Source organism: Halorubrum sp. BV1, assembly GCF_000746205.1.
Classification (GTDB): domain Archaea; phylum Halobacteriota; class Halobacteria; order Halobacteriales; family Haloferacaceae; genus Halorubrum.
Genome location: NZ_JQKV01000002.1, coordinates 65,754 through 87,901, shown reverse-complemented (window position 1 = coordinate 87,901; position 22,148 = coordinate 65,754). Strand labels below are relative to the sequence as shown.

The following is a 22,148-nucleotide window of genomic DNA, read 5'->3' as shown; positions in this document are numbered from 1 at the left end:
TCGGGAAGTACCCCTCTACCGCCGTCGCCGACCGCTCTGTGCCCCGGAGACTTATTTGCGCGCGCCGCGTTCACACCGCCAGTGGCTTCTCGTCTCGCCCTCGCCGCGGTTCTCCTCGTCGTCGGCACCGTCGCCGACGTGGGGTCCACGCACCTCGCCATCACCACCGGCGAGTACGTCGAGGGGTCGCCGGTGGGCGGCGCGCTCATCACCCTGTTCGGTCCGCTCCGCGGCATGGTGATCACCAAGGCCGTCGGCATGGTGCTCATCGGCGTGCCGGTCGCCCTCGCGGGCGGCTCCCGGCGGTTCGTCGCCACGCTGATGTGCGGCGGCGTCGGCCTGCTCTCGCTTCTCGCGGCCGCGCGGAACCTCCTGATGCTCACCGGGGTCTGGTGACCGCGCTTCGAGCCTGCCGGGAGCGGCCGAACGGTCACTTTCCCTGAGAGAGCCGGTCTGCAGTCCGCTCCGGAAGCCCGGCGTCAGCGACCGCGTCGCGAACCCGGTCGACGTCGTAGCCGACCCGTCGGAGATCCACGTCGTCGCTCGCGGCGTCGAGGACGGCGTAGGCGGCGTCGGGGTCGCCGTCGCGGGGCTGGCCGACGCTGCCGGGGTTGACCACGACGCCGCCCGCGACCGAGCGCGCGCCCTGTACGTGCGTGTGGCCGAGCACGATCCCGTCGTACTCGTCCATGTAGCGGTCGAGCGACCCGAACTCCTCGGGGTAGACGTAGGCGTCCTCGCGTTCCGCCGCGGGGTGTGAGTGAACGAGCAGGTACCGACCGCCCGCGATCGCCGCGGTTCGCGGAAGTCCGCGGAGCCACGCGAGCTGGCCGTCTGACAGCGACGCCTTCGCGTGTTCGAGCCCCGCCTCTGCCATCCGGTTCGCCCGATAGCGTTCGGGCGTCTCAACCGTCCGATCGTGGTTGCCGCGAACCGTCGCTGCCGCGACGTCGCGAACGCGCTCGACGCACTCGGCCGGCCACGGGTTGTACCCGATCACGTCGCCGCCACAGACGATCCGGTCGACGGCGGGCATGTCGTCGAGGACGGCTTCGAGCGCGGGCAGGTTCGCGTGGATGTCGGAGATGAGCCCCACCTTCATCGGATCGGGGTTCGCCGCCGAGGCCCGAAGAAGTTCGGGTCGGCCGAGGCCGCGCGGCCGGTCGTCACCGCACCTTTGTCGACACCGCGATCCCGGAGCCGACCGGGAGAATCGCGGTCTCGACCGCGTCATCGGAGCGGACGGTGCCGACGTACTCGCCGATGCCGCGCGTCTCGGCGTCGCGTTCGGGGTCCGGGAGCGGTGCGCCGTCCTCGAAGTGCGCCACGAGGTCGGCGAACTCGATGGGGCCGCGCGTGATGTTGTCCGCGACGATCACGCCGCCGGTCCGAACCTTCGGGAGGACCGCCCGATATGCGTCGGCGTACCGGTGTTTTTGGTGGTCTATCAGGGCGATATCGAAGGGGCCGTCGTAGCGCGCTATCGTCTCCATCGCGTCGCCCACCTCGAACGTGAGTCTATCGGCGTAGCCACCCTCGGCCGCGAACTGGACGCCGCGTTTGGCCTCCTCCTCGTCGAATTCGGTACAGATCACGGTGTCCGCGCCGCCGCGGAGGAACCAACTCGCGGAGTAACCGAACCCGGAGCCAAACTCGAAAACGCGCTCGGCGTCGGTCAACCGGGCGACAAGCCGGAGCACCGCCCCCGCTTCCGGCCCGATGGTTGGAAACCCCCAGTCGTCGGCGAGGTCGGCCATCTCCTCCTGTATCGACGTGTGGGCGGGTGCGGTCGCGGCGAGGAACCGCTCGATTGTGCCGGCGCGTGCGTCCATGTGTGTGAATCGAACGCACGGTACTTGAAACCGGGCGACCGCTCGTCCTCTCGCGTGCGCTGTCGTCGACTCGCGATCGAGCGGTGCGGGACCTCGGCGCGCCCCGTGGACGTCGGAAGGGAGCGCGTCCGTCGATGAACGAGATTCTGAAAACTGTTAAGTCGCGTTCGCCACTCTGTCTCACTAATGTACGATCCTGACGAACTGGACGCCATCCGGGAGGCCAAACAGTCCTGGGAAGACGGGACCTACGGCGAGACCGTCGACCGGTTCGGTGAGCGAAAGGAGTCGTTCACCACCGACACGGGCGGTCAGGAGGTCGATCCGCTGTATACGCCCGCCGACATCCCGGACCACGACTACCGGGAGGATCTCGGGAATCCGGGCGAGGAGCCATACACGCGCGGCGTCTACTCGACGATGCACCGCGGGCGGCTCTGGACGATGCGCCAGTACGCCGGGATGGGAACCGCAACGGAGACGAACGAGCGGTTCAACTACCTCATCGATCAGGGGTCGTCGGGGCTCTCGATGGCGTTCGACCTCCCGACGCAGATGGGGTACGACTCCGACGCCGCGATGGCCGAGGGCGAGGTGGGACGCTCGGGCGTTGCCATCGACACCTTAGACGACTTCGAGACCGTCTTCGACGGGATCCCCTTAGACGAGGTGTCCACGTCGATGACGATCAACGCTCCGGCCGGAGTCCTCCTCGCGATGTACGTCGCGATGGGCGACAAGCAGGGCGTCCCGCGCGAACAGCTCCGCGGGACTATCCAGAACGACATCATGAAAGAGTACATCGCGCGGAACCTCTACATCTATCCGCCCGAGCACTCGATGCGGCTCATCACGGATATCTTCGAGTTCTGTGCCGCCGAGACGCCGAGTTTCAACACGATCTCCATCTCGGGATATCACATCCGCGAGGCGGGCTCGACCGCGGCCCAAGAGGTCGCGTTCACGCTCGGAAACGGCATCGAGTACGTGCAGGCCGCCATCGACGCCGGGCTCGACGTCGACGACTTCGCCCCGCAGCTCTCGTTCTTCTTTAACGCGCACAACAACATCTTCGAGGAGGCGGCGAAGTTCCGCGCCGCGCGCCGAATGTGGGCACAGATCATGGAAGAGCGATTCGGTGCTGAGAACCCAAAGTCCAAGCAGCTCAAGTTCCACACGCAGACCGGCGGCTCCACGCTGACCGCCCAGCAGATCGAGAACAACGTCGTCCGCGTCGCGTACCAGGCGCTCGCGGCGGTGCTCGGCGGCACTCAGAGCCTCCACACCAACGGCAAAGACGAGGCGCTCGCGCTCCCGACCGAGCAGTCGGTCCGCACCGCACTCCGAACCCAGCAGATCCTCGCACACGAGTCGGGCGCGGCGGACACGATAGACCCGCTCGCCGGGTCCTACTACGTCGAGAACCTCACCGACGGGATCGAAGAGGACGCCTTCGAGATACTGGACGAGGTCGACCGCCGCGGCGGTATGCTGGAGGCCGTCAAGAGTCAGTGGGTCCAACGCCAGATCCAAGACGTCGCCTTCGACCGGCAAGAAGAGATCGAGGAGGGCGAGCGGATCATCGTCGGCGTCAACGAGTACGAGGTCGACGAAGAGCCCGAGATGGACCTAGAGGAGGTCGATCCGGAACAGGAACAGGCACAGCGCGAGCGGCTTCAAGAAGTGAAAGCCGACCGCGACGGCGACGCCGTCGAGGACGCGCTCGGATCGCTGCGCGAGGCCGCGCAGGGGTCGGAGAACGTGATGCCGCACATCGTCGACGCGGTGAAGGCGTACGCGACGGTCCAAGAAATAAGCGACGTGCTCCGCGAGGAGTTCGGCGAGTACAAGCCGGGGCGGTAGCGTTCTCCGCGCTGTCGTTCGCCTGCCTCTACGCGGCTAACAGCAGCCGGAACGTCGCGTACGAACCGGCCGTCGCGAGCATCGGCACGACGTGTTGCATGGCGACGACGCGGATGGTCGTTTCGGGGTCGAACAGTGACCCGTCTCGGACCGGCCGTTCGTCGGTGGCGGCCGACGCGTCGGCCGAAGCTGTCCGGTCCGACTCTGCGATCGTCGGATCCTCACCGCTCGGTGCAAGCGCGTCGACGCTGACGCCGTCGGTTCCGTCGCCGCGAATCGCCTCCTCGACGGTGAACGAGCGGGAAGCGCGCCCCCAGCCGAGACCGGCGATGGACAGCGTCGAGATGATCACGAACGACGCCGGGACCCCGATCGCTGACAGGAGCACAACGAGCCCGGAGCTCACGACCGCGACGACGATCGCCGCGGTCAACGGGAGATCCGCGATGTCGTTTCCAAGCGTCTCCATCGTGCGCCGGGCGATGGTGAACGCGCCGACCGACACGGCGGCCGAGCCGACGAGGATCCCGAGGTCCATCCCCAACCGATCGCTGCCCACCAGCGGGGCGATCGCGTTTGCGATGTTGCTTGCGCCGGAGCTAAACGCCATCAGACAGCCGATCCCGACGACGACCAGCGTTCCCGCCAGCTCTCGCCGCGTCGAGTCGGGCGCGAGCGCCAATCGTGGCACCGAGCCGGAGCGATCGATACCGAGTAGCGGCCCCTCGGACCGGTCGATCGAGATCCTCCGGACGACGTACGGGTAGAGATATCGTCCGATAACGAGGGATATCCAGAAACCGGCAACGGGCGAGACGACCCACCACACGGCGATCTCGGCGAACACGGTCCAGTTCAGCTCGCCGGCCGCAAGTCCGAGTCCGGCGATCGCACCGACTGCCGTCATCGAGGTCGACGCGGGCGCACCCGAGAGATTGCCGACGAGCAGCGCTCCGCCGATGAACGCGAGGACGCCGACGCTCGTCGGCAGCGTGAACACGCTCGGATCGCGGACGAGGCTCGTCCCGAGCGTTGTCACGACGCGTCGACCGAGCGTCCACGCCCCAAGCGCGAAACAGACGGACATGAGCGCTGCCGCGCCGGTCTTCGAGATCGCTTCCGCGCCGACTGCCGGCCCGAACGCCGGCCCCGTCGTCGCTCCGCCGATGTTGTATGCGACGAAGCAAGCGATGGCGACGCCCACGACAAGCGCTGTGCCGACCTGCATTGCATCCCCGGATTCGCCGTCCGGCGTCAAGTGTATTCCGTCGCCTCGACGGAGCAGTGAAGTATCATCTGCACCATCATGTCACACATGGACCTGTCCGGACGGCAGACCCAGTTCTACATCGACATCGTCTACGGGATCGCCTTCGCGATCGGGTTCGGCTACCTCCTCTTCGTCGGCATGGACCCGCGCGTCGCCGCCTTCCAGGGCGGGCTGGTTCTCGGCTACTTCCTCCGGGTGTGGGAGAACGTGACGATTTACGAGCGCGTCTTGGAGGAGGAAGTCGCGGCCGAGGCGGCGGAGGCCGTCGCCGAGCGAGTCCCCGGCGAGGCCGAAGCGCAGGTTGCCTCCGAGGTGGAAGAGCAAGTGCCGTCAGAGGTCGAAGCCGAGGTATCGGACCGAGTCGAGACAGAAGTGCAGGACAAAGTCGAGACGGAGGTGTCGGATAAAGTCGAGGAGCAGGTCACAGATCAGGTCGAGGAGCAGGTCACAGATCAGGTTGAAGAAGAGGTCACAGATCAGGTCGAAGAGCAGGTTGAGGAGGAAGTCACCGACGAACTCGTCGCGCGGCTCCGAGATATCGACGAGGAACTCGCGTCGGAGCTTAGCGAGCGGCGCTCTGCCGGGGACGGATGACCGCCGACTGCGACGGTCTCAGTTCGCGCCGCGAACGACGTGGCCGTATTTCAACAGCGCAACGAACACCGCGCCGCCGAAGGCGTTGCCGAGCGTCGCCAGACTCAGGAACCCAGCGTACTCCGTCAGCGTGATCGCGTCCGAGACGAGCAGTCCGAACAGCACCTCGACGTTGCCCGCGATCGAGTGCGGGAGGTGGAGGAGGCCGATCGTCCCGGTAACGATCAGCACGAGGAGGAGCCGAGCGGTCGTGTCTTGGGCCGCCGTCACGAGCCACGCCAGCAGTCCCATCAACCACCCGGCGAAGACGCCGCCGATGAACAGCCACGGGAGGTCGTGGTCGACGAGCTTCAACGCGATCGTCTCGAAGGATCCGGGCGAGACGACGCCGAGTTCCGGCATCAAAAGCGTCACGAGCAGCGTGAACAGGAGTCCGCCGACGAGGTTTCCGACGTACACCAGTCCCCAGAGCCGCCCTAACTGCCGGAGGGAGGCTTGACCGTCGAGGACCGGGATCACGGCCAGCGTCGTGTGCTCTGTGAACAGCTCCGAGCGGCCTAAGATGACGAACATGAATCCGATCGAGTAGACGCTGGCGAGCAAGAGTTCGGTCGTTAGATCGCCGAACCCACCGGGTGAGAGCGTTAGAACCACCGCCATCATCAGCGGGCCGAACCCGATGTCGAGACCGGCCGACACCCCCGAGAGCAGCAGTCCGGACCGCTCTCGATTCATCTCATGAAGCCCGCTGTCGAGCAGCGAGCCGAGGATGTTCCGCGACGTCATCTGCTCCGTCTCTGGGTCTGCTGGTGAGTCGCTCACTGGTCGGGGTCCACCCCCGCTACTCCCGGCTCGCACCCAAACCTTTGGATCCCGGCGGGATGGGTCCGACATCTCGGTCGTTATAAGGTATCGACGGCCGATCCGGAACGCATGCGCTTCGATCACGTCGGGGTCGCCACGCGCGACGCGGCCGACCTCGCCGACCTGTTCGACGGACTGTTCGACGCCCCGATCGCTCACGAGGAAGCGTTCGACGGGATGTCCATCGTCTTCCTCGAACTCGACGACGGTGGCTATTTCGAGCTGTTGGAGCCGGCCGAAGACGGGACGATAGCCGACTACTTGGAGCGCGAGGGTCCGGGGATCCACCACGTCGGGCTCGCGACGGACGACCTCTCGGCGGCGCTCGACCGCGCCCGTACCCTCGGCGTCGATCTCATCGACGAGGAACCGCGACCGGGCGCGTGGGGCCACGAGGTCGCCTTCTTGCACCCGCAGTCAACGGGCGGCGTGCTCGTGGAGTTCGTCGAGCACTGAGACGACCCGTGACGCGGTGGACGACGACTTTTATCCGATACGGGGCCATCTCCGACCATGTTCCGCGACCTCTCGCGGCCGATCGAGACGGGGATGCCGACCTATCCCGGCGACCCAGAGGTGACGCTGTCGCCGGACGCGACCCACGCTGAGGACGGCTACGCGACGAGCGAACTCCAGACCGGGAGCCACGCCGGCACGCACGTCGACGCGCCCCGACACACGCTGGCCGGCGGGAAGCCGGTCGACGCGGTCGGGGTAGGGTCGTTCGCGCTCGACGCCCGCCTCGTCGACCTCGCGGGGGAATTCGACGCCCGCGAGCCGATCACGGCCGCGGCGCTCCCGACCGCCGGATCGGTCCGCGACGACTGCGATCTCCTCGTCGTCCACACCGGATGGGCGGACCGCTGGGGAGCCGACAGCTACCGCGATCACCCGTACCTGACCGCGGCGGCCGCGGAGCGCTGTCGAGACCTGGGCGTCGGCGTCGGCCTCGATACGTTCGGGCCGGACCCGACGCCCTCGGCTCCGACGGCGTCAAAGTCGGGAGATCCGTCTGCCGGCGAGCCGACCGGCACGCCCGCCCACGACGTGCTGTTGGGTGCCGGACTGCCGATAGTCGAGAACCTCTGCTCGCTCGCCGACCTGCCGGACCGGTTCCGCCTGTACGCGTTTCCGCTCCGCCTCCGCGACGGCGACGGATCGCCGGTGCGGGCGGTCGCAGAGTGGGAGGCGTGACGCTCGACGCCGGACTGGGACCCGCCTCGCACGGGCGTCCCCGGGTGCGAGACAGACCAAACCCGTTTTAAGCGTCGGCGACGAACCGCGATTCAAGGTCGATATACATGGAGATGCCACGTCGTTTCAACACGTACTGTCCCAACTGTGACTCCCATCAGGAGCACGAAGTGGAGAAGGTTCGATCGGGTCGGGCGACCGGAATGAAACGCGACGCGCGCCAGCGACGCCGCGCGCTCGCGACGATCGGCAACGCCGGCGGGTACTCGAAGGTGCCCGGTGGCGACAAGCCGACGAAGAAGACCCACCTGAAGTACCGCTGCGGCGACTGCGGCAAAGCGCACATGCGCGAGGGCTGGCGCGCCGGCCGGCTCACGTTCCAGGAGTAAGCATGGCGGGAAGCTTCCACCGCGTCGCCTGCGGCGATTGCGAGAACGAACAGGTCGTCTTCGGCAAAGCCTCCTCGACGGTATCGTGTGCGGTCTGCGGTACGACCCTCGCGACGCCGACCGGCGGAGAGGCCGAGCTGCACGGCGAGATAGTCGAGACCGTTGAGGCACGGTAACCGCCTCACTGCTCCGTCATGAAGTACAGCGGCTGGCCCGAACCCGGCGAGTTGGTTGTCGGCGACGTCGACGAGATAGCCGACTTCGGCGTCTTCGTCGACCTCGACGAGTACGAGGACAAGCGCGGCCTCTGTCACATAAGCGAGGTCGCCTCCGGCTGGATCAAGAACGTCCGCGACCACGTCCGCGAGGGACAGACGGTCGTCGCGAAGGTGCTCGATGTCGACGAGTCCGCGAACCAGATCGATCTGTCGATCAAAGACGTCAACGAGCACCAGCGAAAAGACAAGATACAGGCCTGGAAGAACTCACAGAAGGCCGACAACTGGATGCTCATCGCGCTCGGCGAGGACGTCGACGACGACCGATACACCGAGGTCGCCAACGCGCTCTTAGAAGAGTACGACACGCTCTACGACGCCTTCGAGTCGGCCGCGATCAGCGGGAGCGAGGCCCTCGACGCGGTCGACGTCGACGACGCGGCCGCGGAGTCGATCGTCGAGGCAGCTCGCGACAACGTCTCCGTCCCCTACGTCGACGTGACCGGATACGTCGACCTCGAATCCGCGGCGTCCGACGGCGTCGACGACGTGAAGGCGGCGCTCGAAGCGGCCGAAGGCAACGGTGAGATCCCCGACGGCGTCGATCTCGAAGTCGGCTACGTCGGCTCACCGGAGTACCGGATCAAGGTCCGCGCGCCCGACTACAAAACGGCCGAGGACCAGCTTGAAGCCGCGGCCGACCGCGCCCGCGAGGCGATCGAGGCCGCGGGCGGCACCGGAGCGTACCACCGCGATCGCCGCGAAGACGACGAGTAACCCCGTTTTTGTGAAATCCGATATTCGCGTCTGTGCGAGTTGGGAGACCGCTCACGACCGCCCGGTGTACGCCCTCGGCGACCGCTGTCCGGAGTGTGGCGGTCCGACAGAGAACAGCGCGCCCGCGCCGTTCAGCCCCGAGGATCCGTACGGCGAGTATCGCCGTCGCGTCCGGCGACGCGCGGAAGACCGGTAGCGGCGACGCACACTTCGCCGGCGGTGACCCGCCGCCGTGCCCGGACGAATAGCCACCCTCTTGTGAACGCCGCTCGGAGGGGTTGGACATGGACGACATCGAGATCGACGCGGTCGCGACGCCAGCGCTCGACGATCCGGTGCTCATCGAGGGGCTACCGGGCGTCGGCCACGTTGGGAAGCTCGCCGCAGAGCACCTGCTCGAAGAGTTCGAAAGCGAACTGGTTCGACGCGTGTACACCACCGAATTCCCGCCGCAGGTGAGCGTCGACGGCGACGGCGTCGCCGAGCTGACCTGCGCGGAGTTCCACGCGATCGAGACCGACGGCGCGGACCTTCTGGTGTTGACCGGCGACCACCAGGCCGGCTCGAACGCGGGACACTACAGGCTCACTACGACGTTCCTCGACATCGCCGAGGAGTTCGGGGCAGACCGCGCGTACGCGCTCGGCGGCGTGCCCACCGGTGAGCTCGTCGAGGAGTACACTGTGCTCGGTGCGGTCTCGGACGCCGATCTTATCGAGGGGCTCGAAGACGCCGGCGTCGAGTTTCGTCCGGACGAGCCGGCCGGCGGTATCGTCGGGGTCTCGGGGCTCGTGCTCGGGCTCGGCGAGCGCCGCGGCTTCGACGCTGCCTGCCTGATGGGCGAGACGAGCGGCTATCTCGTCGATCCCAAGAGCGCGCGCACCGTCTTGGAAACGATCGAACTCCTGCTCGATTTCGATATCGACTACGAGACGCTCGAGGAGCGCGCCGAGGAGATGGAGGAGGTCGTCGGCAAGATCCGCGAGATGCAGGACGGGCCGGCAGTCCCCGACGACGACCTCCGGTACATCGGCTGATCGGCCGTCGTCTGTGGCTCGCGCGGTTCGATTCTCACCGATTCCGGCAGGGATAAACCCGACCCGGATCATCGTTCGTGTATGACAGACGTACGCGTCGCGGGGGTCGGGCTCACTCGCTTCGGGAACCATCCGAAGCGGACGGGGCGTGACCTCTTCGCGACTGCCGCGCTCCGCGCGTTCGAGGACGCCGGTGTCCCCCGCGAGGACGTCGAGGAACTGAACTACGGCAACTTCATGGGGGCGCTCGCCGAACACCAGGGTCATCAGGCTCCGCTGATGGCGGAAGCGGCCGGCGTTCGGTGTCCGGCGACCCGATACGAGTCGGCCTGTGCCTCGGCCGGCGTCGCCGTTCGCGAGGCGGTCAGAACGGTTCGCGCGGGCGACGCCGACGTGGTGTTGGCCGGCGGGATGGAGCGTATGACCAACCTCCCGACCGCGGAAGTGACGGAGGGCCTCGCCATCGCGGCAGACGACCTCTTCGAGGTCCGAGAGGGCGTGACGTTCCCCGGCGCGTACGCGCTGATGGCGAACGCGTACTTCGACGCGTACGGCGGCGAACGAGAGGATCTCGCGCATATCGCCTCGAAGAATCACGCGAACGCGGTCCCGAACGAGTACGCACAGTTCCGCTCGGAGGTGTCTATCGAGGAAGCGATGGACGCCCCGCCGGTCGCGGAGCCGTTGCACCTTTATGACGCCTGTCCGATCACCGACGGCGCGAGCGCGCTGGTGATCGTCTCCGAGGAGTACGCCGCCGACCACGACGTCGACGCGCCCGTGGCGGTGACGGGCGTCGGTCAGGGGACGGACCGGCTGGCGCTCGCGGACCGCGCGCACGTCGCGCAGACGCCCGCCGCGGACGACGCGGCGGAGACGGCGTACGCGACCGCCGGCGTGAGTCCCGACGATGTCGACGTGGCCGAGGTCCACGACTGTTTCACCATCGCGGAGGTGCTCGCGATCGAGTCGCTCGGAATCGCGCCGCGCGGCGAGGGGATCACGGCCGCTCGCGACGGGCTCACCACCGCCGACGGCGACGTGCCGGTGAACCTCTCCGGCGGGCTGAAGGCGAAGGGTCACCCCGTCGGCGCGACCGGCGGGTCACAGATAGCGGAGCTGACTCGACTACTCAGGGGAGATCATCCGAACAGCGAGCACGTCGCCGACGCGGAGGTGGGCGTCGCGCACAACGCCGGCGGGACCGTCGCGAGCGCCGTCGTCCACGTGCTGGAGGTGGCGGAATGAGCGACGAGACGGCGGACGGCGAGTCAGTGCCGGCGACGAACGCCGGCTACGACGAGTGGCTCAACGCGGTCGCCGACGGCGAGGGGTACGCGCTCGTCTGTCCGGACGGCCACGGGTCGCTCCCGCCGCGCCGGGTGTGTCCCGAGTGCGGGTCGACGGAACTCTCTCGCGAGCCGCTCGACGCGACGGGGGCGGTCGAGACGCAAAGCGTCGTGCATGTGCCGTCTCCGCGCTTCGCGGAGGACGCGCCGTACGTGACCGCGATCGCCGACTTCGGTCCGGTTCGAGTCACGGGCGTCGTGCGGGGGATCGACCCGGAGCCGGACGCGATAGACATCGGCGACGAACTCGAAGCGTCCGTCGGAACGCGCGAAACGGACGGCGAGCGTATCGTCGTGTTTCAGCCGACGGACGAGTGAGGCGTCGCGGGACGGCAGAGGGCCAGAGAAGCTGAAACGGACTACTCGGTGACGAGCAGTTCGATCTCGTGGCCGTCCTGATCCTTCGTGAACGCGTAGCGGTGGTCACACGACTCGGGGTCGCGGTAGTCGGGCGCTTCGCGGGTCATGAGCGTCTCCCACGCCTCGTCGAGGTCGTCGACGCGGACGCAGACGTGTCCCCAGCCGTCGCCCATCGTGTACTCGCGGCCGTCGTAGTTGTACGTCAGTTCCAGCTTCATGGCCTCCTGCGGGGCGTCGTCGGGGGCCACGAAGTAGTTCGCGAAGGTGTCTGCCTCCCAGCGGCCCGGAACCTCGGTGTGCTCGAACTTGCGGGTCCAGTAGCCGAGCGCCTCGTCCGCGTCCTCAACGCGGATCATCGTGTGGTCGATGCTCCACTTCGCGCCGTGATCGCGTTTGACGATCTCGATCTCGTGGCCGTCGGGGTCTTTCACGAACGCGTAGCGGTTGTCACAGGACTCGGGGTCGCGGTAGTCGTCGACGCCCTCCTCCATCAGCTGGTCGTACGACTCCTGTAAGGCGTCTTCCGGCACGCGAACGGCGATGTGTCCCCACGCGTCGCCGTTCTCGTAGGTGTGATCGCCGTGGTTGTACGTGAGTTCGAGAAGCGCGCCATCCTCGTGCATGTCTTCGGGACCGAGGTAGACGTTGGTGAACGTGTCTGCCTCCCAGCGGTCCTTCTCCTCGTAGTTCAGGTGCGTCTGGTACCAGTCGAGACTCTCGTCTAAGTCCTCGACGCGGATCATTACGTGATCAAAGGTTCCGTCCATACGCCTGGAGTATCGGCCGCTCGCCTCAAAAGCGTACTGCACCCCGCAGCCGTGGGAGATGTTTCGACCGCTTTCGGCAGGCACTTCGCGCGGGGACCCGACGGTAACAGTGTGAACACAGGATACCTCTCGTACGCGCTGCTCGCGATGGGGGCGTACGCGTTCGTGCCGCCGCTCATGCGCGTCGCCACGACGGGTCCGGACGCGGTTCCGAGCGATGTCGCCGTCGTCCTCTCGAACACGCTTCTCGTCGCGATGGCGCTCGGCGTGCTGGCGTACACCGGTCAGGGATTCTCGACGCACCTCGGCTCGCCGAAGCTGCCGTACGTCCTCGCGGCCGGACTGTTCTTGGGAATCGGCATCCTGGCGCTATACCGGTCGCTCGCGCTCGGCCCGGTGAGCGTCGTGACGCCAATCTTTGCGATGTTTCTCGCGTTCTCCTCCGTGATCGGGTTCTTCGTCTTGGGCGAGTCGTTCACCGCTCGCAAGGCGTTCGGAATCGCGCTCGCGGCCGCGTCGGTATACCTCGTGTCCGGGGCGTGACACCCGATTCGAGATCGCGCTCGCAGTTCCATCAGCGGCGTGACGCCACGGCGCGTCTGGGACGCGACGCCACCTCGTGCGGCGCACGTGGCGAAATCCCTATACTCCATACGGGGGTAGCGTCACCCCCGCAGTGACCCGCTTCCCGAACCCGTTTCGTGCCGCGATCGTGTACATCGGTCTGGCCCTCGCCCGTGTCGGCCTGATCGACCGCCACCGAGTGGTCCGAACGGCGGACCTCGCGTGGCCGCGGATCGTCACGGGGATTGCCCGGATGTCGAAGAACGCCGTCGACGTGGCAATGGTCGGCGTCGCCGTCGGCACCAGCGCGGTCGCCGGCGTCGGCTTCGCCGGACCCTACTGGGGGCTCGCGTTCGCGATCGGCGGCGGCGTCGCGGGCGGTACCATCGCCTTGGTCTCACAGCGGTACAGTGCCGAGGCGTTCGCGGAACTCGGCGACGCCGTCCGGGCGAGCGTCCTCCTCGTCGTGGCCGTCACCATTCCCGTCTCCGTGACCTTCTGGACGCAGTCGGCCGCCCTCATCGACGTGTTGAGCAGCAACGAGGCGGCGATCGGGTACGGCTCCGCGTACCTCCGGATCGTCGGGCTCGGCGTTCCATTCGCTGCGCTGAACCTCGTCGGAAGCCGCACGCTCGTCGGCTGTGACGACGCCTACACCGCGATGCAGGTCCGCGCCGGCGGCGCGCTCGCAAACATCGTCCTCAGTGCGCTGTTCATCTTCGGCTTCGGCTGGGGCGTCGAGGGGGCGGCCGTCGGGACGGTGCTCTCGAACGTCGTCGCGGCCAGCGCCTTCACCGTCGGTCTCGTCCGCGGCAGCGCGCCGGGGGTCGGCGCGTTCCCGGTGTCTATCGATCCGTTCGGGTCGTACGTGAATCCGGACATGCTCAGCGACCTCGTCTCGATCGGGCTCCCCGTCGGCGCGCGCAACCTCGTGTGGACCGTCGCGGAGTTCCCGATGCTGGCCATCCTCGACGTCTTCGGCGAGAACACCGTCGCGGCGTTCGTCATCGCGCGGCGCATCTGGGGGATCATGAACACGCCGGGGTGGGGGTTCGGGCTCGCCTCCTCCAGTCTCGTCGGACAGGAACTGGGTGTCGAGCGCGTCGCCGAGGCCGAGGCGTACGCCCGCGACATCATTCGGTTCTCGGTGGCGACCTACGTCGTCTTCGCGGCGCTTACGGCCGGCTTCGCGACCGAAATCGTCACGCTGTTCGCCGAGAGCCCCGAGAGCCCGGAGATACCGATCGCCGTGACCCTCGTGTACGCGGCCTGCGTCGCCGTCGTCTTTCGGGGCGTCTCAGGAGGGGCTGCGGGGCCGCTCGACGCGGCCGGCGACACGAAGATCCCCTTCGCGAGCCAGTTCATCGGGATGTTCTGCGTGTCGATCCCGCTCGCGTACGTCGGCGCGCACGACGCCACGCCCGCGATCGACGTGCCGCTCGTCGGCGTGACGACCCCCGAGATCGCGTTGCCCGCGATCGGGTTGTGGGGGGTGTATCTGGCGTTCCTCGCCGAGACGACGATCCCCGCCGCGATCAACTACTGGCGGTTCCGCTCCGGCAAGTGGAAGAAGATAAGCGAGGCCTACAGGCCCGACGCGGCCGCGGACGACTGACCTGACCCAGCGAGACGCTCACGACTCCCCGACGCCTCACCACGCGGCGCGCAGGACGCCCTCGATCTCCTCGGGCGTGGCGTCGAGGCCGTCAGGGGCGCGGTCCATACACCAGTCGTCGACGACGTACTCGGCGATCGCGGGCAGATCATCCTCGCTCGTCTCCGGGAGATCGCGCAGCCGCGAGGGGACGGCGAGGTCGTCGCGGACCGCGGCGACCGACTCGACGACACCCTCGGCGACCGCCGCGCCCGACCGTCCCTCGGTGTCGACGCCCAGCCCGGCCGCGAGCGCGCGCCGGCTCCCGTCTACCTCCTCGAAGAGGTACGCCAAGACGTGGGGCGCGGCGATCGCGTGGACAGCACCCTGCTGGACGTCGTATCGCCGGGCGAACCCGTGGCCGACCGCGTGGATCACGCTTATCTTGCGGTCGATCTGAACCAGCAGCGCGCCGACCACGGCGCGGTCCATCGCGGCCTCGGGGTCGGAGTGGGCTCGATCGCCCGCGACGACCGGCAGCGAACCGGTGAGCAGGCGCAGGCCGTGGATCGCGGCCGCGTCGCTCACGGGCGTCGCGTCGGCGGCGTAGGGCGTCTCGATCCCCTTATCGAAGCCGTTCATCGCCGACCCCGCGAGCACCGACTCCGGGCTGGTCTCGAAAATCGCCGGGTCCGCAAGGTCCGCGATCGGCATCGGCGCGTCGCCGCTCACGGTGAGCGGCTGCCCGGTCGGCGAGGCGTCGGCGGAACGCACCACGAGCGATCCGCCAGTCGAGAGGTCGGCCCCCGCGAACGTCGTCGGGATCACGACGACCGGGAACGCGGGGTCGGCGTCGGGCGCGAGCGGCCCGAGGTCGCTCGGCGACTCCTCCGCGGCCGCCCGGATCCGGTCGAGGTCGCGCCCGTCCGCGGCGAGCATCGGGGCCTGCCGCGCCGTGTCGAGGCTGCTCCCCCCGCCGACGGCGACGAGGACGTCCGCGCCCGCGGCCGCTCGCTCGTCGAGGAGCGCGTACGCGTCCTCGATCCGTTTGTCGGGCGTCGTGCCGTCGAAGACGCCGGCGAACCGGTCGCCGAGTCCCTCGCGGATTGGCTCCATCAGGTCGTCGTTCGCACCCACGTTCGAGCCGCAGACGACGAGCGCGTCGTTGAGGCCCCGGTCACCGAGAAACTCCCCGAGATCCGCGGCGCGGCCGCGCCCGTACAGTATCTCACAGCCGTGATACGCGTGGTCGAACGAGTCCGCGATCGGTAGCATGGACGGTCGGTCGTCGGGCGATGGCTTGTAGCTGTGGGAGTGCAGCCGCAGACGCGAGTCTGATCCGCCGGCGGCGACAGACGCGTTGGCGGTGCTCCCGACGCACCGGCGGCGATCCGGCGTGCAGGTGGCGACCCAACGCGCAGGCGGCGGTCGCGTCCACCGCGTCCCAAAGACCCAACCCGCTCGGGGCCGCACGTTTCGAGGTCACACTCCCGCATGCACTCGTTTCCCCCGCTCCCGAAGCTCACGGGTACGAACGCTCCCGACGGCCTCCTCGACGGGCACCTCTGGATTCTCGAACTGATCGACGGGACAGGGCTCCGCTTCCAGATGGCGGAGTCGGGACTGCTTCGATTCGGCGGTCCGGAGACGACGTACGCCGACGACGAGGACGTTCCATTCGCGCTCCGTCCCGCGGTCCGGCACGTCCGCGAGACGTTCGACCGCGAGGCGCTCCGGGCCGCCGCCGACGACCCCGCGGGCGTCACGTTCTTCGGCGTCGCGACCCGCCACCGCGGAACCGACTACGACTGGGACCGCCTCCCGCCGTTCCTCGGGACCGACATCTACTCGGCGGACGCTGACGCCTTCCGTCCGCCGGACGCCGTCGGGGCGATCTTCGACGGCGTGGGACTCACCGCCGTCAACGCCGTCGAGCGCGAGGTGCGCGCCCGCGACTTCGACCCGGCCGAGTACGCGATCCCGGAGTCGGCGTGGCGCGACGGTCCCGCGGCCGGCGTCGTGGTCCGGAACAAGCGTGGCGGCCGCGGGAAGCTCGCAAACGCCGACCGCAACAATCTGGCCGAGACGCCTCCCGCCGAGGCGCGTGCCCCCGACGCACTCGCGGAGGCCCACGCGACGCCGAACCGGTTCGAGCGCGTCGTCGCTGCGCTCGAACGGCGCGGTGACCCGGTGACGGTCGCCGATCTCACAGACCGAGTCGTCGAGTCGATCGCCCGCGAAACCGCCGTCAGCGTCGGCGACAGGAGCGGTGTGGATCCGGAGGCGTTCCGCACTGCAGTCCTCGATCGCGCACGGGCGCACCTCGACGAGCGGACGGGAAGGCGGTGAGGCGACGGCGGCCGACCCGTTCCGAACCGCCGGTCTATCGACGCTCGCACGCGCGCGGGCGTGCGCCGGCTTTATAAGCCGCCACGAACTACCTCAGGTAAGTTCTATGTCAGAGCAGAGTGAGTACGGAGCCGGCCAGATCCAGGTCCTCGAAGGCCTCCAGGCCGTCCGTAAGCGTCCGGCGATGTACATCGGATCCACGGACGACCGCGGGTTACACCATCTCGTCTACGAAGTCGTCGACAACTCGATCGACGAAGCGCTCGCGGGGCACTGCGACGACATCTCGGTCACGCTCCACGCGGACGGCTCCGTCGGCGTCGCCGACGACGGGCGGGGGATTCCCGTCGACACCCACGAGAAGTACGACCGCCCGGCGCTCGAAGTGATCATGACCGTCCTCCACGCCGGCGGCAAGTTCGACTCGAAGTCGTACCAGGTCTCCGGCGGCCTCCACGGCGTCGGCGTCAGCGTCGTCAACGCGCTCTCCGAGCGGCTGGAAGTCGAAGTGAAACGCGACGGCGGTGTCTACCGGCACGCGTTCGAACGGGGCGAGCCCGAAGAAGACGGGTTCGAGCGTGTCCGCGACATGGAAGCGGGCGAGGAGACGGGCACGGAGATCCAATTTTGGCCCGATACAGAGATATTCGAGACCACCGAGTTCGCCTTCTCGACGCTCGCGAGCCGCTTGCGCGAGCTCGCCTTCCTCAATTCGGGCGTCGCCATCGCCCTTCTCGACGAGCGCGACGCCGAGGCGGTCGACGACGCCGGCGCGGAGACCACTTTCGAGTACGAGGGCGGTATCCGCGAGTTCGTCTCGTACCTCAACGAGACGCGCACGCCGATCCACGACGAGGTGATCTACTTCGAGGACGAGGCGGAGGACATCCACGTCGAGGTCGCGATGCAGGCGACCGAAGAGCTGCAGGGCTCCGTCCACGCGTTCGCGAACAACATCAACACCCGCGAGGGCGGCACCCACCTCACCGGGTTCAAGACGGCCCTGACGCGGACCGTCAACGACTACGCCAACGAGCACGGGCTCGTCGACGACCTCGACGCGAACCTCAAGGGCGAAGACGTCCGCGAGGGGCTCACCGCGGTCATCTCGGTGAAACACCCCGACCCGCAGTTCGAGGGCCAGACGAAGACCAAGCTCGGCAACAGCGAGGTCCGCGGCATCGTCGAATCCGCGACACACGAGCAGCTTGGCACGTTCTTCGAGGAGAACCCCGACACGGCCCGCAAAGTCGTTCACAAGGCGGCAGAGGCGGCCAGAGCGCGCAAGGCGGCGAAGAAGGCCGAGGAGCTGACCCGCCGGAAGTCCGCGCTGGAGTCGACGGCGCTGCCCGGCAAACTCGCTGACTGTCAGACGCGCGACCCCGAGGAGGCGGAGCTGTTCGTGGTGGAGGGAGACTCCGCTGGCGGCTCGGCCAAGCAGGGCCGCAACCGCGAGAACCAGGCGATCCTCCCGCTGAAGGGAAAGATCCTCAACGTCGAGAAACACCGGCTCGACCGCATTCTGGAGAACGACGAGATCCGCGCGCTGATCACGGCGATCGGCGCGGGGATCGGCGAGGAGTTCGACATCAATAATGTGAGATATAATAAAATAATTATTATGACGGATGCTGACGTCGACGGAGCCCATATCAGAACCCTTCTCCTCACCCTCCTCTACCGCCACATGAAGCCGCTCTTAGAGGCGGGCTACGTGTACGCGGCGCAGCCGCCCCTCTACCGCGTCCGCTACCGCGGAGAGACGTACGACGCGATGACCGAAGAGGAACGCGACCGGATCGTCGAAGAAGAGTGCGACGGGAACCCGACGCAGGTCCAGCGGTTCAAGGGGCTCGGCGAGATGAACCCCGACCAACTGTGGGACACGACGATGGACCCGGAGAACCGGCGGCTCAAGCGGATCAACGTCGACGACGCGGCCGCGGCAGACCGGATGTTCAACATCCTGATGGGTGACGCGGTCGAGCCGCGAAAGCAGTTCATCAAGGAGCACGCGACCGAGGCGGAGTGGGTGGATATATGAGCTCTGACACCCCCGACGTCGATCCCACGGACGTGCGTGCCGCACAGGTAACGAACGCGCGCATCGAAGACGAGATGGAGCAGTCGTATATTGACTACGCGATGTCGGTCATCGCGGGCCGCGCGCTCCCGGACGTCCGGGACGGGCTCAAGCCCGTTCACCGCCGCATTCTGTTCGCGATGCACGAGGCGGGCGTGACGAGCAACTCCGCACACCGCAAGTCCTCCTCCGTCGTCGGCGAGACGATGGGTGATTACCATCCGCACGGCGACAGCGCCATCTACGACACGCTCGCGCGGATGGCACAGGACTTCTCGATGCGGTACCCCCTGGTGGACGGACAGGGTAACTTCGGCTCCGTCGACGGCGACCCGCCGGCTGCGATGCGCTACACGGAGGCGCGAATGTCGCCGATCGCGGAGGAGCTTCTGGCGGACATCGAGCGCGACACGGTCGAGTTCACCGCCAACTACGACGACCGCTTGGAGGAGCCGGAGGTGCTGCCGTCGGCGTTCCCGAACCTGCTCGTCAACGGCTCTTCGGGGATCGCGGTGGGGATGTCGACGAACATCCCGCCGCACAACCTCGGCGAGGTGATAGACGCCACGGTTGCGCTCATCGAAGATCCCGACTGCACCGTCGAGGACCTGATGGAACACGTCAAAGGACCGGACTTCCCGACCGGCGCGAATATCGTCGGCCGGAACGCGGTCCACGAGGCGTACAAGACGGGTCGCGGTCGCGTCCGCGTCCGCGCCGAGTTCGAGGTCGACGAGGAAGAAGGCCGGATCGTCATCTCGGAGCTTCCCTTCCAGCAGAACAAATCGCGTCTCGTGGAGCGGATCGCCGAGGACGTAAACGAGGGCGCGATAGAGGGGATCCGCGACCTCCGCGACGAGTCCGACCGCGACGGGATCCGCGTCGTCGTCGACCTCAAGCGCGACGCGATGGCCGAGGTCGTCAAGAATCAGCTCCTGGAGAGTCACCTCGAACGCACCTTCGGCGTCATCAACCTCGCCTTAGTCGACGGCTCACCGCAGGTCTTAGACCTGAAAGAGACGCTCGGACACTACGTCGAGCACCGCCGCGACGTGATCCGGCGGCGCTCGGAACACGAGCTCGCGGAGCGCGAGGACCGCGCGCACATCCTCGAAGGGCGGCTGAAAGCCCTCGACAACGTCGACAGCGTGGTCGAGACGATCCAGGACTCCGCCGACCGCGACGCCGCGAAGGCGGCGCTTGAGACCGATTACGAGTTCAGCGAGGCGCAGGCCGAACACATCGTTCGGATGCAGCTCGGGTCGCTCACGTCGATGGAGACCCAGGAGATCGAATCGGAGTACGAGGACGTCGTCGACCGGATCGAACGACTGGAGGCGATCCTCGCCGATCCCGATGAACTCGATCAGGTGATCGTCGACGAGCTAGCGGCTATCAAAGACGAGTACGACGACGAGCGTCGCACGAGCTTCATCGAGGACGTCGGCGACGTGACCCACGAGGACCTGATCCCCGAAGAGGAGTGCGTCGTCGTGATGAGCGAGGACGACTACATCAAGCGGATGTCACTCGACACCTTCCGCGCGCAAAACCGCGGCGGGAAAGGGATCATCGGCACTGGGCTGAAGGAGGGCGACCGCGTCTCCTCCGTGTTCGCCGCCAACTCTCACGACTACCTCCTCGTCTTCACCAACCGCGGACAGATCTACGAGCTGAAGACGTACGAGATCCCGGAGATGTCGCGGACCGCCCGCGGGAAGTCGGCAGTGAACCTCCTCGATCTCGACGACGGCGAGGAGATCGAGGCAGTGGTGAACACGGACGATCTCGACGACGACGAGTTCCTCACGATGGTCACCCGCGACGGGTACATCAAGCGGACCGCCGTCGACGAGTTCGGGAACATCCGCTCGACAGGGATCCGCGCGATTCGACTGGAAGACGGCGACGAACTCGTCGACGTTGAGGTGACCGACGGCGATCGAGACATCGTCATCGGAAGCCGACACGGGATGGCGATCCGGTTCGACGAGGCCGACGCTCGCGCGATGGGCCGCACCGCTCGGGGGGTGATTGGGATCGATCTCCGCGAGGACGACGCCGTCGCCGGCGTCGCCGCGATCGACGAGGACCAGCACAACTGGGTGCTCACCGTGACGGAAAACGGCTACGGGAAGCGCTCGGACCTCGATGAGTATCGCTTGCAGTCCCGCAACGGAAAGGGGCTGATCGACATCAAAACCGGCGACCGAAACGGCGAGGTCGTCGCCATCGAGGCGGTCACCTACGGCGACCACCTGCTCGCGATGAGCGGCGACGGTCAGATCATGCGGACCCGCGTCGAAGAGATCTCGACGGTGAGTCGCAACACGAAAGGCGTCATCGTGATGAACCTCGATCCGGACGACGAGGTCGCGTCCGTGGATATCGTCTCCGAAGCGGCGTACGCGGACGAGGTCGACGGGAGCGTGGACGACGAGTAGCTCGGTTCGAGACGGTCGCAGTAAGAGCGTCCGGCTACGACGCCGCTTCGACTGCCTCCGCGACCACGTCGTAGTCGGGTTCTTGTCCCGAGTGCTCGGCGAGCCAGCGGTAGGTCACGACGCCGTCCGTGTCGATCACGAAGATGGCTCGCCGTGCGACCGTGTCGACGCCGTAGCGCTCGAATTCTTCTATCGCGTCGTACGCCTCGATGGCGCGATGATCGGGATCGCCGACGAGCGCGAACGGCAGGTCGTACTGCACCCGGTAGGCTTCGAGCGCGTGCGGGAGGTCCGTACTCACCCCGAGGAGTGTGCAGCCGTCGCGGTCGAACTCGTCGCGGAACGCCTCCATCTCGTCGGTACAGGTGTTCGAGAAGGCTGCCGGGAAGAAGGCTAAGACGACCGGTTCGTCACCGATGCGATCGGCCAACTCGAACGGTTCGATGCCGCCGTCTACGATCGACGCGTCGAAATTCGGCGCGTCATCACCGACGTCTGTCATACCTTCCGATCAGCGGCGGGGCGTATCACAGTTTCGGCGGCGGCGAGCCGCCAGTGGTGACCCCATCGTCCCGCTCGCGGCTGACCCGCGTTTCGGGC

Annotated in this window: 24 protein-coding genes; 17 read left to right on the top strand and 7 right to left on the bottom strand. The window is 67.4% G+C overall.

Features of this window, described 5'->3' with window-relative positions; all coding sequences use genetic code 11:
• The first annotated feature begins 81 nt into the window (after positions 1-81).
• A complete protein-coding gene (locus EP28_RS04935) occupies positions 82-396 on the top strand; it encodes a hypothetical protein (protein WP_049982910.1) in 315 nt (104 codons plus the stop codon).
• 34 nt (positions 397-430) lie between these two features.
• Here the strand turns inward: EP28_RS04935 and EP28_RS04930 are convergent, their stop codons facing one another.
• Both EP28_RS04930 and EP28_RS04925 read right to left on the bottom strand, forming a co-directional pair.
• Positions 431-1,102: a metallophosphoesterase family protein gene (locus tag EP28_RS04930; protein WP_049982909.1), complete on the bottom strand. Its 672-nt coding sequence runs from the start codon at positions 1,100-1,102 to the stop codon at positions 431-433.
• A gap of 64 nt (positions 1,103-1,166) precedes the next feature.
• Positions 1,167-1,832 (bottom strand): O-methyltransferase, encoded by a 666-nt coding sequence (locus EP28_RS04925; protein WP_049982908.1) that lies wholly within the window; start codon positions 1,830-1,832, stop codon positions 1,167-1,169.
• Between the two features lie 186 nt (positions 1,833-2,018).
• On the opposite strand from EP28_RS04925, the gene EP28_RS04920 reads away from it, so the two are divergent.
• Entirely contained in the window at positions 2,019-3,695 is a 1,677-nt protein-coding gene (locus EP28_RS04920; protein ID WP_049982907.1) for an acyl-CoA mutase large subunit family protein, read from the top strand.
• 28 nt (positions 3,696-3,723) lie between these two features.
• Here EP28_RS04920 and EP28_RS04915 read toward each other — a convergent pair whose 3' ends face one another.
• Entirely contained in the window at positions 3,724-4,923 is a 1,200-nt protein-coding gene (locus tag EP28_RS04915) for an inorganic phosphate transporter (RefSeq protein WP_049982906.1), read from the bottom strand.
• 87 nt (positions 4,924-5,010) lie between these two features.
• Here EP28_RS04915 and EP28_RS04910 point away from each other — a divergent pair, with 87 nt between their 5' ends.
• Positions 5,011-5,559, top strand: coding sequence for a hypothetical protein (locus EP28_RS04910; RefSeq protein WP_049982905.1), 549 nt, complete (start codon positions 5,011-5,013; stop codon positions 5,557-5,559).
• Positions 5,560-5,577: 18 nt separating this feature from the next.
• On the opposite strand, the gene EP28_RS04905 is transcribed toward EP28_RS04910, so the two are convergent.
• Entirely contained in the window at positions 5,578-6,381 is an 804-nt protein-coding gene (locus EP28_RS04905; protein ID WP_049982904.1) for a formate/nitrite transporter family protein, read from the bottom strand.
• Positions 6,382-6,492: 111 nt separating this feature from the next.
• Between EP28_RS04905 and mce the strand changes: the two genes are divergently transcribed.
• From mce to EP28_RS04860, 9 genes are all read left to right on the top strand, one after another.
• On the top strand, positions 6,493-6,879 hold the full coding sequence (gene mce / locus EP28_RS04900; protein ID WP_049982903.1) for a methylmalonyl-CoA epimerase: 387 nt from the start codon (positions 6,493-6,495) through the stop codon (positions 6,877-6,879).
• Between the two features lie 57 nt (positions 6,880-6,936).
• Positions 6,937-7,617, top strand: coding sequence for a cyclase family protein (locus EP28_RS04895; protein ID WP_049982902.1), 681 nt, complete (start codon positions 6,937-6,939; stop codon positions 7,615-7,617).
• Positions 7,618-7,724: 107 nt separating this feature from the next.
• Entirely contained in the window at positions 7,725-8,006 is a 282-nt protein-coding gene (locus EP28_RS04890; protein ID WP_008004085.1) for a 50S ribosomal protein L44e, read from the top strand.
• Between the two features lie 2 nt (positions 8,007-8,008).
• Complete coding sequence (locus EP28_RS04885) at positions 8,009-8,182, top strand: 30S ribosomal protein S27e (protein ID WP_004050354.1); 174 nt, start codon at positions 8,009-8,011, stop codon at positions 8,180-8,182.
• An 18-nt stretch (positions 8,183-8,200) separates the two neighbouring features.
• Positions 8,201-9,001 carry a translation initiation factor IF-2 subunit alpha gene (locus EP28_RS04880; protein WP_049982901.1) on the top strand — a complete coding sequence of 267 codons (801 nt, stop codon included), beginning with the start codon at positions 8,201-8,203 and terminating at the stop codon, positions 8,999-9,001.
• 10 nt (positions 9,002-9,011) lie between these two features.
• On the top strand, positions 9,012-9,197 hold the full coding sequence (locus EP28_RS04875) for an RNA-protein complex protein Nop10 (protein WP_049982900.1): 186 nt from the start codon (positions 9,012-9,014) through the stop codon (positions 9,195-9,197).
• Positions 9,198-9,285: 88 nt separating this feature from the next.
• On the top strand, positions 9,286-10,038 hold the full coding sequence (locus EP28_RS04870) for a proteasome assembly chaperone family protein (RefSeq protein ID WP_049982899.1): 753 nt from the start codon (positions 9,286-9,288) through the stop codon (positions 10,036-10,038).
• An 81-nt stretch (positions 10,039-10,119) separates the two neighbouring features.
• A complete protein-coding gene (locus EP28_RS04865; RefSeq protein ID WP_049982898.1) occupies positions 10,120-11,286 on the top strand; it encodes a thiolase domain-containing protein in 1,167 nt (388 codons plus the stop codon).
• Positions 11,283-11,705 (top strand): Zn-ribbon domain-containing OB-fold protein, encoded by a 423-nt coding sequence (locus EP28_RS04860; protein WP_049982897.1) that lies wholly within the window; start codon positions 11,283-11,285, stop codon positions 11,703-11,705. The genes EP28_RS04865 and EP28_RS04860 overlap by 4 nt, the downstream gene beginning before the upstream one ends.
• A 41-nt stretch (positions 11,706-11,746) precedes the next feature.
• Here the strand turns inward: EP28_RS04860 and EP28_RS04855 are convergent, their stop codons facing one another.
• Positions 11,747-12,514, bottom strand: coding sequence for a VOC family protein (locus EP28_RS04855; RefSeq protein ID WP_049982896.1), 768 nt, complete (start codon positions 12,512-12,514; stop codon positions 11,747-11,749).
• 111 nt (positions 12,515-12,625) lie between these two features.
• Between EP28_RS04855 and EP28_RS04850 the strand changes: the two genes are divergently transcribed.
• Both EP28_RS04850 and EP28_RS04845 read left to right on the top strand, forming a co-directional pair.
• A complete protein-coding gene (locus tag EP28_RS04850) occupies positions 12,626-13,057 on the top strand; it encodes an EamA family transporter (protein ID WP_049982895.1) in 432 nt (143 codons plus the stop codon).
• Positions 13,058-13,190: 133 nt separating this feature from the next.
• On the top strand, positions 13,191-14,693 hold the full coding sequence (locus EP28_RS04845) for an MATE family efflux transporter (protein WP_155118434.1): 1,503 nt from the start codon (positions 13,191-13,193) through the stop codon (positions 14,691-14,693).
• Between the two features lie 36 nt (positions 14,694-14,729).
• Here EP28_RS04845 and EP28_RS04840 read toward each other — a convergent pair whose 3' ends face one another.
• Positions 14,730-15,947 (bottom strand): iron-containing alcohol dehydrogenase family protein, encoded by a 1,218-nt coding sequence (locus EP28_RS04840; RefSeq protein WP_049982893.1) that lies wholly within the window; start codon positions 15,945-15,947, stop codon positions 14,730-14,732.
• A 219-nt stretch (positions 15,948-16,166) separates the two neighbouring features.
• Here EP28_RS04840 and EP28_RS04835 point away from each other — a divergent pair, with 219 nt between their 5' ends.
• The 3 genes from EP28_RS04835 (at position 16,167) to gyrA (ending at position 21,548) form a co-directional block, all read left to right on the top strand.
• Entirely contained in the window at positions 16,167-17,021 is an 855-nt protein-coding gene (locus tag EP28_RS04835; protein ID WP_049982892.1) for a hypothetical protein, read from the top strand.
• 106 nt (positions 17,022-17,127) lie between these two features.
• On the top strand, positions 17,128-19,065 hold the full coding sequence (gyrB, locus tag EP28_RS04830; RefSeq protein WP_049982891.1) for a DNA topoisomerase (ATP-hydrolyzing) subunit B: 1,938 nt from the start codon (positions 17,128-17,130) through the stop codon (positions 19,063-19,065).
• Positions 19,062-21,548: a DNA gyrase subunit A gene (gene gyrA, locus EP28_RS04825; RefSeq protein WP_049982890.1), complete on the top strand. Its 2,487-nt coding sequence runs from the start codon at positions 19,062-19,064 to the stop codon at positions 21,546-21,548. Before gyrB ends, gyrA begins: the two co-directional genes overlap by 4 nt.
• 34 nt (positions 21,549-21,582) lie before the next feature.
• Here the strand turns inward: gyrA and EP28_RS04820 are convergent, their stop codons facing one another.
• Positions 21,583-22,050: a redoxin domain-containing protein gene (locus tag EP28_RS04820; protein WP_049982889.1), complete on the bottom strand. Its 468-nt coding sequence runs from the start codon at positions 22,048-22,050 to the stop codon at positions 21,583-21,585.
• Positions 22,051-22,148 lie beyond the last annotated feature (98 nt).

What these genes read in the sequence shown, in the direction of transcription:
- EP28_RS04930 (WP_049982909.1), bottom strand. Translation starts at nt 1,102, where the DNA reads ATGAAGGTGGGGCTCATCTCCGACATCCACGCGAACCTGCCCGCGCTC.
- EP28_RS04925 (WP_049982908.1), bottom strand. Translation starts at nt 1,832, where the DNA reads ATGGACGCACGCGCCGGCACAATCGAGCGGTTCCTCGCCGCGACCGCA.
- EP28_RS04920 (WP_049982907.1), top strand. Translation starts at nt 2,019, where the DNA reads ATGTACGATCCTGACGAACTGGACGCCATCCGGGAGGCCAAACAGTCC.
- EP28_RS04915 (WP_049982906.1), bottom strand. Translation starts at nt 4,923, where the DNA reads ATGCAGGTCGGCACAGCGCTTGTCGTGGGCGTCGCCATCGCTTGCTTC.
- EP28_RS04910 (WP_049982905.1), top strand. Translation starts at nt 5,011, where the DNA reads ATGGACCTGTCCGGACGGCAGACCCAGTTCTACATCGACATCGTCTAC.
- mce (WP_049982903.1), top strand. Translation starts at nt 6,493, where the DNA reads ATGCGCTTCGATCACGTCGGGGTCGCCACGCGCGACGCGGCCGACCTC.
- EP28_RS04895 (WP_049982902.1), top strand. Translation starts at nt 6,937, where the DNA reads ATGTTCCGCGACCTCTCGCGGCCGATCGAGACGGGGATGCCGACCTAT.
- EP28_RS04890 (WP_008004085.1), top strand. Translation starts at nt 7,725, where the DNA reads ATGGAGATGCCACGTCGTTTCAACACGTACTGTCCCAACTGTGACTCC.
- EP28_RS04885 (WP_004050354.1), top strand. Translation starts at nt 8,009, where the DNA reads ATGGCGGGAAGCTTCCACCGCGTCGCCTGCGGCGATTGCGAGAACGAA.
- EP28_RS04880 (WP_049982901.1), top strand. Translation starts at nt 8,201, where the DNA reads ATGAAGTACAGCGGCTGGCCCGAACCCGGCGAGTTGGTTGTCGGCGAC.
- EP28_RS04870 (WP_049982899.1), top strand. Translation starts at nt 9,286, where the DNA reads ATGGACGACATCGAGATCGACGCGGTCGCGACGCCAGCGCTCGACGAT.
- EP28_RS04865 (WP_049982898.1), top strand. Translation starts at nt 10,120, where the DNA reads ATGACAGACGTACGCGTCGCGGGGGTCGGGCTCACTCGCTTCGGGAAC.
- EP28_RS04860 (WP_049982897.1), top strand. Translation starts at nt 11,283, where the DNA reads ATGAGCGACGAGACGGCGGACGGCGAGTCAGTGCCGGCGACGAACGCC.
- EP28_RS04855 (WP_049982896.1), bottom strand. Translation starts at nt 12,514, where the DNA reads ATGGACGGAACCTTTGATCACGTAATGATCCGCGTCGAGGACTTAGAC.
- EP28_RS04840 (WP_049982893.1), bottom strand. Translation starts at nt 15,947, where the DNA reads ATGCTACCGATCGCGGACTCGTTCGACCACGCGTATCACGGCTGTGAG.
- EP28_RS04835 (WP_049982892.1), top strand. Translation starts at nt 16,167, where the DNA reads ATGCACTCGTTTCCCCCGCTCCCGAAGCTCACGGGTACGAACGCTCCC.
- gyrB (WP_049982891.1), top strand. Translation starts at nt 17,128, where the DNA reads ATGTCAGAGCAGAGTGAGTACGGAGCCGGCCAGATCCAGGTCCTCGAA.
- gyrA (WP_049982890.1), top strand. Translation starts at nt 19,062, where the DNA reads ATGAGCTCTGACACCCCCGACGTCGATCCCACGGACGTGCGTGCCGCA.
- EP28_RS04820 (WP_049982889.1), bottom strand. Translation starts at nt 22,050, where the DNA reads ATGACAGACGTCGGTGATGACGCGCCGAATTTCGACGCGTCGATCGTA.